Source organism: Roseateles sp. P2_H4 (assembly GCF_056403315.1).
On record NZ_JBFUFR010000011.1, the window covers coordinates 47,067 to 59,780 of the forward strand.

The window sequence follows — 12,714 nt, forward strand, 5'->3', positions numbered from 1 at the left end:
CGTCCTACAGGAAGGCAGCGCGCCGTCTGCCCCGCCGTGACCGGCCCGGTGCTTAGATTTCGGTTTCAGCGGTGCGCATCGGGTGTTGCCGCTTCCGATGAAAGGAACCCCAGCCATGAAGATTTCCAAACTCGCTTCCCTCGTTGTCGTTGGCGCCCTCGTGGTGCCGCTGGCCAGCTTTGCGGACGACAAGCCCGCCGGCACGGCCAAGACCTGGGTCAAGGACTCGGTCGTGACCACCAAGATCAAGGCCCAGCTCGCCACCAGCAAGATCTCGTCGCTCGCCAAGGTGCACGTCGAGACCGATGCCAACGGCTGGGTCGAACTGACCGGCAAGGTCTCCACGCAGGCCGAGAAGGACCGCGCCGAGAGCATTGCCAAGGCGGTGGACGGCGTGAAGTCGGTTGACAACCAGCTGACCGTCACCGGCAAGTAAGCAGCCGCCCCCCGGCCTCCCACGCACGGCCCGCCGACACCCCTCGGCGGGCCGTGTCTTTTTGCGCTCCGGGCGCCAGAATCGGCGCATGAACCTCGCCGGCCAGCAGCACCTGCCCGTCTCCCAGGCCCAGGCCTGGGCCGCGCTGAACGACACCACCCTGCTGCAGGCGGCCCTGCCCGGTTGCGAAGCCCTCACGCCCACCGGCGACAACGCCTTCGACTTGGCTGTGGCCGTGTCCGTCGGGCCGCTCAAGGCCAAGTTCAAGGGCAAGCTGCAGATGTCCGAGCTGGCCCCGCCGCAGAGCTACCGCCTCAGCTTCGAGGGCTCGGGCGGCGTGGCCGGCCACGGCAAGGGGCAGGCTCTCGTGCAGTTGCAGGCCATTTCGCCGCAGCAGACGCTGCTGAGCTATGACGTGACGGCCAGCGTGGGCGGCAAGCTCGCCCAGATCGGCTCGCGTCTCGTCGACGCCGCGTCCCAGAAACTGGCTGAGGATTTCTTCGCCCGCTTCCAGGCGGCGCTGGTCGAGCGGCACCCGCCCGCCGCGGCCGCAGCGGCACCCGCCGCCCCGCCATCGGGCCGCCTGCGACGGCTGCGCGCCTGGCTGCGCCGTGTCTTCGGCTGACGTGCAGTTGCAAATAACAAGGGCCGACTCGTGACGACCTGAAACGCCACCGGGATTTCCCCAGGAAGCTCCCGGTACAATTTCACATGTCCGAAACAACGGGCCTGCCACCGCGCAGGCCCGTTCTTTTTGCGCTCCATGTCCACGACTTCCCGCCGCCTGCCGCATATCGACGTCCTGAAGGCCCTCGCCGCTCAGGTCATCGTGCTGCATCACCTCGTCAGCTACGGTCCCATCGCCCGTGCCGCTCACGAAGCTTTGCCGTGGCTGGCCGGCGCCATGCACCAGTACGGCCGCATGGCGGTGCAGATCTTCCTCGTCGTCGGCGGCTACCTCAGCGCGCGCGGCCTGTCGCCGCAGGGCAAGGCCCTGCAGGCCGCCGTGCCCGAACTGCTGTGGCGGCGCTATCTGCGCCTGGTGCTGCCCTTTCTCGCGGCGCTGGCGCTGACGCTGGGCGCCTGCGGCCTGATCGCCTCGTCCTGGCCCGAACTGGTGCCGACCGACATCAGCCTGGGCCAGCTCTTCGCCCACGCGCTGCTGCTGCATGACGTGCTCGGCTACGAGGCCCTGACGGTGGGCGCCTGGTATGTGGCCATCGACCTGCAGCTGTTCGCGCTGCTCGTCGGCCTGCTGTGGCTGGCGCGGCGCGGCTGGCGGCACCCGAGCCGCCTCGTCGTCGGCCCGCTGCTGGTCGCCGGTGTCGCGCTGGCCTCGGCCTTTTTCTTCAACCGCCAACCCGAGCTGGACGCCTGGGCGCCGTATTTCTTCGCGGCCTATGGCCTGGGCGCGCTGGTGCACTGGCTGGGCCTGTGGCGCCACCGCCGCGCCGGCCTGATGCTGCTGGCCGTGGCCATGGCCGCCGCGCTGATGCTGGACTGGCGCGACCGCCTGGCGCTGGCGCTGCTGACGGCGCTGTGGCTGGCCTGGGCCGAGGCGCGCCACGCCGCAGGCCGGTCACTGCTGCCCGCCGCCTGCACCGCCGCGCTGGCGCGCGGCTCGACACAGTCCTATGCCCTGTTCCTGCTGCACTTCCCGGTGCTGCTGCTGACCAACGCACTGATGGCCCATCTCAGCGATGCAACGCCGGCCATGGGCCTGCTGCTGTTGGCGGCCACCTGGCTGCTGGCCAACAGCCTGGCCGTGCCCTTCCACCGCTGGGTGGAAGCACCGGCCGCGCGCTTCGACCCGCTGGCCTGGCTGCCGCGTCTGCGCACAGCCTGAGAAACCACGGGGCTGCGGCCGCGACTGCGTGCTAATGTCGCGCGCAGCCAGCCCGAGCCAGCCCTTAGGACGCGCTTTTCATGACGACTGCCACCCAGGCCGCGGCGCCGAGTCGCGAGCAACTGCTGCATTGCCTCTACGAGGCCGCCGAGTTGGAGCACAACCTGATGTGCACCTATCTCTATGCGGCCTTCAGCCTCAAGCAGGGCGAGGCCGAGGGGCTGGGCGCCGCCGAAGCCGAGGCGGTCGAGCGCTGGCGGCGCGAGATCACCGCCGTCGCCGTCGAGGAGATGGGCCATCTCGTCGCGGTCTGGAACATCACGGCGGCCCTGGGCGGTGCACCGCGCATCGGCCGCGGCAACTTCCCGCTGGATCCGGGCAACCTGCCGGCCCGCGTCGTCGTCAAGCTGGCGCCCTTCAACGACGCGACGTTGCAGCATTTCATCTTTCTGGAGCGCCCCGAGGGCAGTACCGAGGAAGACGGCGAGGGCTTTGCCGCCGAGCGCCTGTTCGTCCGCGGCTCGACGGTGCCGCGCGTCACGCCCATGGCCTGCGACTACGAGACCGTAGGCCACTTCTACCTGCAGCTCAGCCAGGACCTGGCGGCTTTCGTCGCCTTGCACGGCGAGGGCAAGGCCTTCTGCGGCGAGCGCTGGCTGCAGCTCGGCCCCAACGAGCTCAACCTCGGCGGCGCCCGCCATGTGCTGTGCAGCAAGACGGCGCTGGCGGCGTTTGACGCCATCGTGCGCCAGGGCGAGGGCGCACCCAGCGACAGCGACACCTCCCACTACCACCGCTTCGCCGCCATCCGCGAGGAGTTGGCCGCACTGCGCAAGGCCAACCCGGGCTTCGAGCCCGCCTGGCCGGCCGCCACCAACCCCGTGCTGCGCCGCCCGCCGCGGCCCGAGGGCCGGGTGTGGCTGGAGAACCCGGCCGCCGCCACCACGGTGGACATCGCCAACGCCAGCTACGGCCTGATGCTGCGCCTGCTGGCCCAGGCCTATCTGCTGCCCGGCCCCTCGGCCGAGAAGAGCCTGTGCATCGACCTCGGCCTGGGCCTGATGCGTGCCTTCACGCCGCTGGCCGAGCATGCCGCCCGCCTGCCTGCCGGCCCCAGCAACCCGGGCTGCCATGCCGGCGCCAGCTTCACGGCCCTGCGCGACGCCGCCGCACTGCCGCCGGGGCCCTCGGCGCGGCGTTTCTTCATCGAGCGCCTGGCCCAGTTGGCCGACGCCGGCGCCGCCCTGCACGCCGAGCTCGGCGCCGAGCGCACCGGCCGCGCCGCGCGACAGTTGCAAACCCTGCGCGAGCGCGCCGAGCGCGGCATGGACTTGAACGCGCCGGCGCCGACCGCGCAAGCCGTGGCCGCACCGCCGCCGCCGACGCCACCGGCGCCGCCCACCGAGGTCGTCGACGGCATCGAGGTCGTGCAGGGCGAGAAGCTGGAGCTGCGCTTCGAGGCCGGGCGCTGCATCCACGCGCGCTTCTGCGTGACCGGCGCGCCCAAGGTCTTTCTCGCCAATGTGCAGGGGCCCTGGCTGCACCCCGACGCGATGCCGGTCGAGCGCCTCGTCGACATCGCCCATGCCTGCCCGTCGGGCGCCATCCAGTACCGCCGCAAGGACGGCGAGGGCGACGAGGCCGCGCCGCCGGTCAACCTGCTGTCGGTGCGCGAGTCCGGGCCCTATGCCATCCGCGGCGCGCTGTCGCTGCGCGGCCAGTCCATCGGCACGCGCGCCACGCTGTGCCGCTGCGGCGCGAGCAAGAACAAGCCCTTCTGCGATGGCAGCCACCACGACATCCACTTCGCCGCCACCGGCGAGCCGGAGACCGGCATGCTGGGCCTGCCCACCGACATGCCGGCCGTGCGCGACGGCGCCATCACCATCGAGCCCGAGCCCAACGGCCCGCTGCAGCTGCGCGGCAACCTCGAGGTGCTGGCCGGCACCGGCCGCATGGTCTGCCGCGTGACGCAGGCGCGGCTGTGCCGCTGCGGCGGCAGCCAGACCAAGCCTTTCTGCGACGGCACGCACGCACGCAATGGTTTCAGTGCCGACTGACTCCCACGACACGCGCACCGCGCTGCAGCAGATGGCGGCGCGCACGCTGATCTGGATCGTCGGCGTCGTCGGCGGCGTGGCTGCGCTGATCGGCATCAGCGAGACCGCCCTCGGCCTGCGGGCGCTGTGGGGCAGCCAGCGCCTCGTCGTCGGTCTCGCCCTGCTGAGCGTCAGCGCCATCGGCTGGCTGTTGTGCCGCGCCGGCCGCGCCAAGCTGGCAACAACCATCGTCCTCGGCGGCACGCTGCTCGCGCTGGTGGCCCACGCGGCCCATATCGGCCTGGGCGTGCACACCGTCATCCTGGCCGCCGGCGCCCTCGTCATCGCGCTGGGCGGTGGCGTGGCCGGCAATGCGGCCGCGGCGGTGCTGGCCGTGCTCTACCTCGCCGCCATCGGCGTGCTCGCCACGATGGAAGCCCAGGGCCTGCTGATGGGCATGAGCTCACCCAGGCAGCCGCAGCTGGTGGACCGCCTCGTTGCGCACTTCCTCATTGCCATCAGCGGCCTGGCCTCGGCCCTGCTGCTCAACCGCATCCTCGGCGCCGCGCTGGCGCGCGCCATCAGCGAGGAGGCCCGCCTGGCCCGCCTCGTGCAGGCCGCGCACAACTGGGCCTGGGAAGCCGATGCCAATTTCCGCGTGACCATGCTCTCCGACGAGTTCGAAACGCTGTCAGGCCACCAGCGCGAGGCCTTCCTGCGCATGGGCGAACCCGGCGGCGTCGTGCTGGTGCGCGACGCCGACTACCCCGGCCTGCTCGAGGACATTCGCGCCAAGCGCGCCTACCGCGACCGCATCAACGCCTTTCGCACGCCCGACGGCCGCATCCTGTGGGCGCTGACCTCGGGCGAGCCGGTCTTCGACGCCGATGGCGAGCACATCGGCTGGCGCGGCGTCAGCCACAACATCACCGGCGAGCGCCTGGCGCTGCAGCAGCACCAGCGCACGGCCAATATGCTGGATCGCGTGCTGCGCGCCAGCCCCGACGCCATCTGCGTGGCCCATATGGAGGACGGCCGCATCCGCTTCGCCAACTCCGGCTTCTGCGCGCTGGTGGGCCTCAGCCGCGACCAGCTGATGGGCCACTCGGGCCGCGAGCTCGGCCTGTGGCCCGACAGCAGCGAACCCAAGCGCCTCGCGGCCGAGCTGGCCGCCTCGGGCATGGTGCGGGACTTCCGCTCGGCCCTGCTCGTGCACGGCGAATGGCGCGACGTGCTCGTGTCGGCCGCGACGCTGGACTGGGAGGGCGAGCCGGCGACCATGCTGATCGCCCGCGACATCACCGAGCGCGAGCGCGCCCGCATCGAGGCCGACGCCATCCTCGACCATGCCAGCGTCGGCATCGCGCTGACCCGCGGCGAAAGCTTCGCGCGCGTCAATCGCCACTGGCAGGAAATCTTCGGCGGCGCGCAGCCGCAGCTGGCGGCCGGGACGCCCAGCCTGCCCGCAGCCCACGAGATCGCCAGCTCGGCGCTGGCCTTCGAGCGCGACTGCCTGCGCCCCGATGGCCGCCGCATCACCGTGCAGTTCAACGCCCGCGGCCTGCCGGCGACGCTGGCCGGGCGCGCCGACAACCGCGCCGGGCAGGCGACCCTGTGGGTGGCCGAGGACGTGACGACCCGCCGCCAGCAGGAGGGTGAGCTGCGCGCCGCCAAGCAGCAGGCCGAAGCCGCCAGCCATGCCAAGAGCGCCTTCCTCGCGACGATGAGCCACGAGATCCGCACGCCGCTGAACGGCGTGCTGGGCCTGGCGCGCCTGCTGCAGCAGGGCACGCCCGACGACGCCCACCGCGACAAATACCTGGCCCACCTCGTCGGCGCCGCCGAGGCACTCAACGAGATCGTCTCCAACGTGCTGGACCTGTCCAAGATCGAGGCGGGTCATCTCGAGCTGGAGAAGATCGAGTTCGACCTGCACGCCCTGGCCCAGGCCAGCTTCGAGGGCTGCGCATCCCTGGGCCGGGAGCGCGGCCTGGACATGCAGATCGAGCTCGCGCCCGGCCTGCCCCGCCTGGTCATGGGCGACCCGCTGCGGGTGCGCCAGATCATGGCCAACTTCCTCGTCAACGCGCTGAAGTTCACCGAGCGCGGCCACATCCGCCTGAAGCTGTCGGCGGCCGGGCAGGACCGCGTGCGCATCGTCGTCGCGGACAGCGGCATCGGCGTGCCGGCCGACCTGCAGGGCCGCCTCTTCCGCCCCTTCGCCCAGGCCGACGATTCGACGACGCGGCGCTTTGGCGGCACCGGCCTGGGCCTGTCCATCTGCCGCGAGCTGGCCACGCGCATGGAAGGCCGCGTCGGCGTGCAGAGCGACGGCGCCACCGGCTCCAACTTCTGGGCCGAGCTGGCGCTGCCCACGGCCCTGACCATCGACGACACGGCGGCCCGCAAGCGCATCCCGCTGCCGCCACGCTACCCGCTGGCCGGCCAGCGCCTGCTCGTCGCCGAGGACAACCCGGTCAACCGCCTCATCATCGCGGCCCTGCTGCAGCGCCTGGGTGCCGAGGTCGTCGAGGCCGAGGACGGCGAAGAGGCGGTGCGCATCGCGCGCGAGCAGGCCGAGCGCCTGGACGGCGTGCTGATGGACCTGCACATGCCCAAGGTCGACGGCCTGAAGGCGACCGAACTGCTGCGCGCCGACCCCGCCACGGCCCACCTGCCCATCCACGCCTTCACGGCCGCCGTGCTGGACCAGGAGCGCGAGAAGGCCCTGGCCGCCGGCATGAACGGCTTCATCACCAAGCCGGTCGCCGAAGACGAGGTCATCCGCGTTCTGGGCAGAAAATGAGGCCCCTCGTCCAAGGCGTACCTTGGCCGGCCTTGCAGGCCGCGCAGCCGACAGAGCGGCTGCTCTTCGGCAGGCACGGCAAGTCCACAGGACTTGCCGTGTCCGGCCTCAGCCCCCGCGGGGACGGCGATGCTCGCCGGATCGACCGGCGAGCACATCGCCCAAGGTGGGCCGGCTAGGGAGCGGCCCGGCGCTCGGCCCGCAAAACCCCGACTGAGGAGATTGCCATGCCCATCCGCATCGTCAGGCTCGGCAGCCCGCGCGCTGAAGGCGAGGGTACGCGCATCGGCACCGTGCGCCGCCCGCCGCGCGGCGTGCCCAAGGCCGAGTTCGCCTCGCGCGACTTCTACGACGTCTGGTTTCCCAATCTCGCGCCCAGCGTCGAGACGATGAAACTGGGCCAGGCCGTGGAGAGCGCGGCCGACTGGACCGCCTTCACGAAGAAGTACCGCGCCGAGATGGCCGAGCCCGAGGCCCAGCATGCGTTGGCGCTGCTGGCCACGCTGTCGGCGCAGACGAGTTTCTCGGTGGGCTGCTATTGCGAAAACGAAGCGAGATGCCACCGGTCGGTGCTCCGCGAGCTGCTGGACGAGAAAGGGGCCCGCTGGACCTGACGGCGAATGCCGGTTCCGAATTGCGGGCCGAGCGCCGGGCCGCTCCCTAGCCGGCCCGCCTGGGGCGATGTGCTTGCGGCTCAATGCCGCAAGCATCGCCGTCCCCTCGGGGGACCGGCTAGGTGTGCCGGCGTTCAGCCAGGCGCAACTGGACGAGGGGCCTCATGTCACGCCCCACCGCTCTCCTGCGCCTCGCGCTTGCGGTTCATGTCGGCCAGCGTCTTGCCGGGCTCGTCGCGGAAGGTGTCGAGCGCCTCCAGCGTCTCGACACGGTCGACGCGGAAGCTGCGGAAGTCGTTGCGCAGTTCGCACCAGGCGGACAGCGTCCACACCGGGCCCCAGAACAAACAGGCCAGCGGCCGCACGATGCGCTCGCTTTTGACGCCACCCAGGTCGAGGTAACCGACCTTGAGCTTGCGCCTTGACTCGGTGGCCTCGCGCATGGCCGTCAGATGGGCGCTGGTCTGCGGGTCCAGCGCAGGCAGTGGCGCATAGAGCGCCAGGCTCTCGGCAGCGGCGCGGGCATCCAGCGGCAGCACGGCGAGGATCTTGGAGAGCGCGTTCTCGGCCTGGCGAGCTAACGCCGCATCCAGGCGTGACTCGGCCATGCGCACCGTCGCGACCAGGGCCTGGGCTTCCTGCTTGCTGAACATCAGCGGCGGCAGGTCAAAACCCGCCCGCATGCGGTAGCCGACACCGGCTTCGCCCTCGATGGGCACGCCCTGCTGGCCCAGCGCCGCGATGTCGCGGTAGACGGTGCGCATCGACACCTCGAGGCGACTCGCGAGGTAGTCGGCCGTCGTGAGGCGGCGGCCGCGGATGAGCTGGACGATCTGGAAAAGGCGGTCGGCGCGGCGCATAACCGGTCATTGTGCGGGACCGGGCATGCCCCTTGCAGAAGACACGTGTCACCGACAACGACGTCGAACCTCATCATGGCCATCTTTATTGCCTCCTTCCAGGCGCGTGCCACCCACGCAGCCGAACTGGCCACGCTGGGCGCCATCAGTGCCCCGCTGGCCTCACTGGCCCAGGACCAGCTCTTCACGGCGCGCGCCGCGCCGGGGCGCAGCCGCCCCGTCAAGGGGAAGAATCAACCCATGGCCGTGCAGAGTTCGACCAGCGTGCCGTCCGGGCAGCGCACATAGGCCACCGTCTGGCCCCAGGGCTTGGTGACAGGCGCGGCCAGGGCGCGCGCGCCGGCAGCCACCGCCTTGTCGTAGGCGGCCTGCACATCGGTCACCGTGAAGCCGATCTCCATGCCCAGCGGCTGCGGGCTGGCGTCGGCAGCCACATAGTCATGCTGCACGCTGTCGCGGGCGGTCGCATGGTCGACAAAGGCCAGCTTGGCGCCGGCCGCGCCGGTCTCGACCTCGCCGTAGGCGCCGCTCTCATGCAGAAAGCGCTTTTTCAGACCGAAGGCCTTGTCGAAGAAGGCCAGCGAAGCGGCGACGTCGGGCACGTAGACGAGGGTGTAGGCGAAGTTCATGAAGGTCTCCTGAAGTGCAATGCCCGCATGCTGCGCCGGGTTGGCTGTCAGCGCATGTCAGGAGCGCCGGAGAAAATCCCTCCCGATGCAAGCCTTCCTCATCGCCACCGGCCTGGTGGCCCTCGCCGAGATCGGCGACAAGACCCAGCTCCTCGCCTTCATGCTCGCGGCGCGCTTCCGCCGGCCGTGGCCCATCGTGCTGGGCATCTTTGTCGCGACCGTCTTCAACCACGCCGCCGCCGGTGCGCTGGGCAGCTGGCTGACCGGCCTCATCAGCCCGTTGGCATTGCGCTGGATCCTCGGCCTGTCCTTCCTCGCCATGGCGGGCTGGATGCTGATCCCCGACAAGCTCGACGAAGACGACGCCCCCAAGCCTGGCCACGGTGTCTTCGTGACGACCGTCATCGCCTTCTTTCTCGCCGAGATGGGCGACAAGACGCAGATCGCCACCGTGGCGCTGGCGGCGCGCTTTCCGGCCGACTTCATCGGCGTGGTGGCCGGCACGACGGCAGGCATGATGGTCGCGAACGTGCCGGCCGTGCTGGTCGGCGGCAAGCTGGCGCAGAAGCTGCCGGTCAAGCTGGTGCACACCGTGGCCGCCGTCATCTTTGCGCTGCTGGGCCTCGCGACGCTGGCCGGCCTGGGCGAGAGCCTGGGTTTCTGAGGGTGGGGGAAGGCCAGCCGGTGCCCTAGCATGCCGGCGACTCAACACCACCTCGGGGAGAGGCCGTCATGACCTTCCAGGATTCGATCAAAGTCTGCTTCAACAAATACGTCGACTTCTCGGGCCGCGCCAGCCGCTCGGAGTACTGGTGGTTCGTGCTGTTCGTCTTCCTCGGCAACGTCGTGCTGAGCATCGTCAGCCACTGGCTGGCCATCATCTTCGTGCTCGGCACCCTGCTGCCCCAACTGGCCGCCGCCTCGCGCCGCCTGCACGACACCGGCCGCAGCGGCTGGTGGCAGCTGATCGGCCTCATCCCCCTCATCGGCTGGATCGTGCTGATCGTCTTCCTCGCCCAGGAAAGCGGCGAAGCGAGCGAATCAACCGCCGCCTGAGCGGGCGGCAGCTATGAAGGCGCGCAGCTTGGGCGCCAGCGCCGCGCGCCGCGGGAAATAGAGGAAGAGGCCGGGCTCCTCGAAGGCCGACTCGGGCAGCAGCTGCACCAACCGGCCGCCGCGCAATTCCTCGCGCACCAGCGGCTCGAAGATGTAGGCGATGCCGACACCGGCCAGGGCCAGGTCGCGCGCGAAGCTGGCATCGGTGACGACGGCACTGCCCGTCGTGCGCACGGCCACCGTGTCGCCGGCCTCGCGCAGCTCCCAGTCGTAGAGGCTGCCGGCGGCCAGCAGCCGGAAACCGATGCAGTTGTGCGCCGCCAGCTCGGCCACACGGGCCGGCGCGCCGCGGCGGGCGAGGTAGTCCGGCGAGGCCACGAGGATGGCCTTGAACGGCGGCGTCAGGCGCACGCTGACCATGTCCTGCTGCACCTGCTCGCCCAGGCGGATGCCGGCGTCAAAGCCCAGGGCGACGATGTCGACCAGGGCGTCGTTGTCATGCACTTCCACGGTCAGCCGCGGGTGGGCCACGGCCAGCTTCGCGAGCAGGGCCGGCAGCACCATCTGCGAGGCCACGCGCGAGGAATTGAGCTTCAGCACGCCGCTGATCTCGCCGCGCGCAGCGCTCAGGCCTTCGACGGCCGCGCCAATGTCCTCCAGCGCCGGCCCGACGCTGGCAAGAAAGCGCTGGCCCGCTTCGGTCATAGAGACGCTGCGCGTCGTGCGCGCGAACAGCGGCTCACCCAGGCTGTCCTCCACCACCCGCACCGCGTGGCTGACGGCCGAGGCGCTCAGGCCCAGCGCCTGGGCGGCCGCCGCAAAGCCGCGCTTCTCGGCCACGGCAACGACGATGGGCAGATGGGCCAGCAGTTCGCGGTTCATTCATGAACCATATCGCATGACCCATGCGATTCAAGCGTCTTTATCCGATCACATCGTTTCAAGACACTGGACTCCGTCGCAACCCACCACCCCACGGAGCCCACCATGACCGCAGCCACCAACACCCGCCCCACCTGGTTCATCACCGGCGCCTCGTCCGGCTTTGGCCTGTCCTTCGCCAAATACGCATTGGCCCAGGGCTACAACGTCGTCGCCACGGCCCGCCAGCCGGCCCGCCTGGCCGCGCTGGCCGACAGCGCGCCGGACCGCGTCCTCGTGCTGCCGCTGGACGTGACCGCCGCCGGCGACGCCGAGCGCGCCACGGCTGCGGCGCTGGCCCATTTCGGCCGCATCGACGTGTTGATCAACAACGCCGGCTACGGCATCGTCGGCGCCGTCGAGGAGACGCCCGACGCCGAGCTGCGCGCGCAGATGGAAACCAACTTCTTCGGCGCCGTCGCTGTGACCCGCGCCGTACTGCCGGCGATGCGCGAGCAGCGCAGCGGCGCCATCGTCAACCTGTCCAGCATGGGTGGCCAGATGTCCTTCGGCGGCTTTGGCGCCTACTCGGCCTCCAAGTTCGCACTGGAGGGCCTGTCCGAGGCCCTGGCCCAGGAGGTCGCGCCCTTCGGCATCAAGGTCCTCATCGTCGAGCCCGGCGCCTTCCGCACCGGCTTTGCCGGCGCCGACGTGCTGCGCCAGATGCCGGTGCTGGCAGCCTATGACGAGATCGTCGGTGGCACGCGCAGCTTTGCCAAGGGCATGGATGGGACGCAGGCGGGGGACCCGGACAAGGCGGCAGCGGCGATCGATGCGGCGCTGAAGGCCGAGGTCACGCCGCTGCGATTGCAGCTGGGTGCGGATGCGATTGACGCGGTGCGGGCGCACAGCGAGCAGCTGTTGCGGGATCTGGCGGCGTGGGAAGCGATTGGTCGTGCAACAGCGATGGAAGCAGAAGGTCAGTAAGCGTCAACGATTTGCAGGCGTCTTGCTGTAGGCGACGCCATCCGCAAGACGCACTCCTGTTGGAAGCGGCTATGCGCCATGGCGAGTCTTCAGACTTTCAAGAAAGTTGTTGAAGCCTCTGGAAAACCATAGAAATGCATCTCTATGGCTCTCTGTCTCGTCGTTCTCGACAACCAGACTTCGCGCCGATTTGGGATGAGTGAGCCGATGACGAAGTTCTAACGATTGGCGTAGCTGATTCCATCCTTCGTTTCCGAAGTTGGGCCTCCACTCGACGTCAAAGTGCTTGGCGGCGAGCTTCAGAGTCAGCTTGATGTTCTTCAGGGTGCCCGTGCGCACCAATTCAATCCTGGCCTCGCCGCTGCTGTTCACAACAATTGTTGTCTCACTCAGAAAGGAGCGGGTCCTGGCACTGATATCGACTGACCCCAAAGTGCACGCTGCTAGCGTGACTTGCCTCAGACCATAGACCACGGCCTCGATATAGGCCCAGCACGAGCGCACCAGCAACCGCCTAAGCGTTTGGTCGTCCCAGTCGTCGGCGAATTTGTTCAGCAATCGTTGAATGTCTTCCCGGAGC

Annotated in this window: 14 protein-coding genes; 10 read left to right on the forward strand and 4 right to left on the reverse strand. The window is 69.9% G+C overall.

The genetic code is table 11. The annotated features are described in order from the left end of the window. Window positions 1-115: 115 nt before the first annotated feature. The 6 genes from AC1DW3_RS10470 (at window position 116) to AC1DW3_RS10495 (ending at window position 7,741) form a co-directional block, all read left to right on the forward strand. A complete protein-coding gene (locus AC1DW3_RS10470; protein ID WP_477931149.1) occupies window positions 116-436 on the forward strand; it encodes a BON domain-containing protein in 321 nt (106 codons plus the stop codon). Window positions 437-524: 88 nt separating this feature from the next. After that, window positions 525-1,061, forward strand: a complete 537-nt coding sequence (locus AC1DW3_RS10475; RefSeq protein WP_477931151.1) for a CoxG family protein — start codon at window positions 525-527, stop codon at window positions 1,059-1,061. Window positions 1,062-1,199: 138 nt separating this feature from the next. Beyond that, window positions 1,200-2,282 carry an acyltransferase family protein gene (locus AC1DW3_RS10480; RefSeq protein ID WP_477931153.1) on the forward strand — a complete coding sequence of 361 codons (1,083 nt, stop codon included), beginning with the start codon at window positions 1,200-1,202 and terminating at the stop codon, window positions 2,280-2,282. An 80-nt stretch (window positions 2,283-2,362) separates the two neighbouring features. Then, on the forward strand, window positions 2,363-4,342 hold the full coding sequence (locus AC1DW3_RS10485; protein WP_477931155.1) for a ferritin-like domain-containing protein: 1,980 nt from the start codon (window positions 2,363-2,365) through the stop codon (window positions 4,340-4,342). Further along, the gene (locus AC1DW3_RS10490; protein WP_477931157.1) at window positions 4,332-7,127 is read left to right on the forward strand and encodes a PAS domain S-box protein; all 2,796 of its coding nucleotides are present in this window, start codon (window positions 4,332-4,334) and stop codon (window positions 7,125-7,127) included. The genes AC1DW3_RS10485 and AC1DW3_RS10490 overlap by 11 nt, the downstream gene beginning before the upstream one ends. Window positions 7,128-7,354: 227 nt before the next feature. Beyond that, entirely contained in the window at window positions 7,355-7,741 is a 387-nt protein-coding gene (locus AC1DW3_RS10495) for a DUF488 domain-containing protein (protein ID WP_477931158.1), read from the forward strand. Window positions 7,742-7,908: 167 nt separating this feature from the next. Here AC1DW3_RS10495 and AC1DW3_RS10500 read toward each other — a convergent pair whose 3' ends face one another. Next, window positions 7,909-8,601 (reverse strand): helix-turn-helix transcriptional regulator, encoded by a 693-nt coding sequence (locus AC1DW3_RS10500; RefSeq protein WP_477931159.1) that lies wholly within the window; start codon window positions 8,599-8,601, stop codon window positions 7,909-7,911. 75 nt (window positions 8,602-8,676) lie between these two features. Here AC1DW3_RS10500 and AC1DW3_RS10505 point away from each other — a divergent pair, with 75 nt between their 5' ends. Further along, on the forward strand, window positions 8,677-8,889 hold the full coding sequence (locus AC1DW3_RS10505; protein ID WP_477931161.1) for a hypothetical protein: 213 nt from the start codon (window positions 8,677-8,679) through the stop codon (window positions 8,887-8,889). On the opposite strand, the gene AC1DW3_RS10510 is transcribed toward AC1DW3_RS10505, so the two are convergent. Continuing rightward, window positions 8,835-9,230, reverse strand: a complete 396-nt coding sequence (locus AC1DW3_RS10510) for a VOC family protein (protein WP_477931163.1) — start codon at window positions 9,228-9,230, stop codon at window positions 8,835-8,837. The genes AC1DW3_RS10505 and AC1DW3_RS10510 overlap by 55 nt on opposite strands. 85 nt (window positions 9,231-9,315) lie before the next feature. Between AC1DW3_RS10510 and AC1DW3_RS10515 the strand changes: the two genes are divergently transcribed. Together AC1DW3_RS10515 and AC1DW3_RS10520 are read left to right on the forward strand one after the other, a co-directional pair. Continuing rightward, window positions 9,316-9,894 (forward strand): TMEM165/GDT1 family protein, encoded by a 579-nt coding sequence (locus tag AC1DW3_RS10515; RefSeq protein ID WP_477931165.1) that lies wholly within the window; start codon window positions 9,316-9,318, stop codon window positions 9,892-9,894. A 68-nt stretch (window positions 9,895-9,962) separates the two neighbouring features. Next, entirely contained in the window at window positions 9,963-10,286 is a 324-nt protein-coding gene (locus AC1DW3_RS10520) for a DUF805 domain-containing protein (protein WP_477931167.1), read from the forward strand. Here AC1DW3_RS10520 and AC1DW3_RS10525 read toward each other — a convergent pair. Continuing rightward, entirely contained in the window at window positions 10,272-11,168 is an 897-nt protein-coding gene (locus AC1DW3_RS10525; protein ID WP_477931169.1) for a LysR family transcriptional regulator, read from the reverse strand. The genes AC1DW3_RS10520 and AC1DW3_RS10525 overlap by 15 nt on opposite strands. Before the next feature lie 105 nt (window positions 11,169-11,273). Here AC1DW3_RS10525 and AC1DW3_RS10530 point away from each other — a divergent pair, with 105 nt between their 5' ends. Next, on the forward strand, window positions 11,274-12,134 hold the full coding sequence (locus tag AC1DW3_RS10530) for an oxidoreductase (protein ID WP_477931171.1): 861 nt from the start codon (window positions 11,274-11,276) through the stop codon (window positions 12,132-12,134). Window positions 12,135-12,203: 69 nt separating this feature from the next. On the opposite strand, the gene AC1DW3_RS10535 is transcribed toward AC1DW3_RS10530, so the two are convergent. Continuing rightward, window positions 12,204-12,692, reverse strand: a complete 489-nt coding sequence (locus AC1DW3_RS10535; protein ID WP_477931173.1) for a hypothetical protein — start codon at window positions 12,690-12,692, stop codon at window positions 12,204-12,206. Window positions 12,693-12,714: the final 22 nt, after the last annotated feature.

What these genes read in the sequence shown, in the direction of transcription:
- AC1DW3_RS10485 (WP_477931155.1), top strand. Translation starts at nt 2,363, where the DNA reads ATGACGACTGCCACCCAGGCCGCGGCGCCGAGTCGCGAGCAACTGCTG.
- AC1DW3_RS10475 (WP_477931151.1), top strand. Translation starts at nt 525, where the DNA reads ATGAACCTCGCCGGCCAGCAGCACCTGCCCGTCTCCCAGGCCCAGGCC.
- AC1DW3_RS10500 (WP_477931159.1), bottom strand. Translation starts at nt 8,601, where the DNA reads ATGCGCCGCGCCGACCGCCTTTTCCAGATCGTCCAGCTCATCCGCGGC.
- AC1DW3_RS10520 (WP_477931167.1), top strand. Translation starts at nt 9,963, where the DNA reads ATGACCTTCCAGGATTCGATCAAAGTCTGCTTCAACAAATACGTCGAC.
- AC1DW3_RS10510 (WP_477931163.1), bottom strand. Translation starts at nt 9,230, where the DNA reads ATGAACTTCGCCTACACCCTCGTCTACGTGCCCGACGTCGCCGCTTCG.
- AC1DW3_RS10495 (WP_477931158.1), top strand. Translation starts at nt 7,355, where the DNA reads ATGCCCATCCGCATCGTCAGGCTCGGCAGCCCGCGCGCTGAAGGCGAG.
- AC1DW3_RS10525 (WP_477931169.1), bottom strand. Translation starts at nt 11,168, where the DNA reads ATGAACCGCGAACTGCTGGCCCATCTGCCCATCGTCGTTGCCGTGGCC.
- AC1DW3_RS10480 (WP_477931153.1), top strand. Translation starts at nt 1,200, where the DNA reads ATGTCCACGACTTCCCGCCGCCTGCCGCATATCGACGTCCTGAAGGCC.
- AC1DW3_RS10470 (WP_477931149.1), top strand. Translation starts at nt 116, where the DNA reads ATGAAGATTTCCAAACTCGCTTCCCTCGTTGTCGTTGGCGCCCTCGTG.
- AC1DW3_RS10530 (WP_477931171.1), top strand. Translation starts at nt 11,274, where the DNA reads ATGACCGCAGCCACCAACACCCGCCCCACCTGGTTCATCACCGGCGCC.
- AC1DW3_RS10505 (WP_477931161.1), top strand. Translation starts at nt 8,677, where the DNA reads ATGGCCATCTTTATTGCCTCCTTCCAGGCGCGTGCCACCCACGCAGCC.
- AC1DW3_RS10515 (WP_477931165.1), top strand. Translation starts at nt 9,316, where the DNA reads ATGCAAGCCTTCCTCATCGCCACCGGCCTGGTGGCCCTCGCCGAGATC.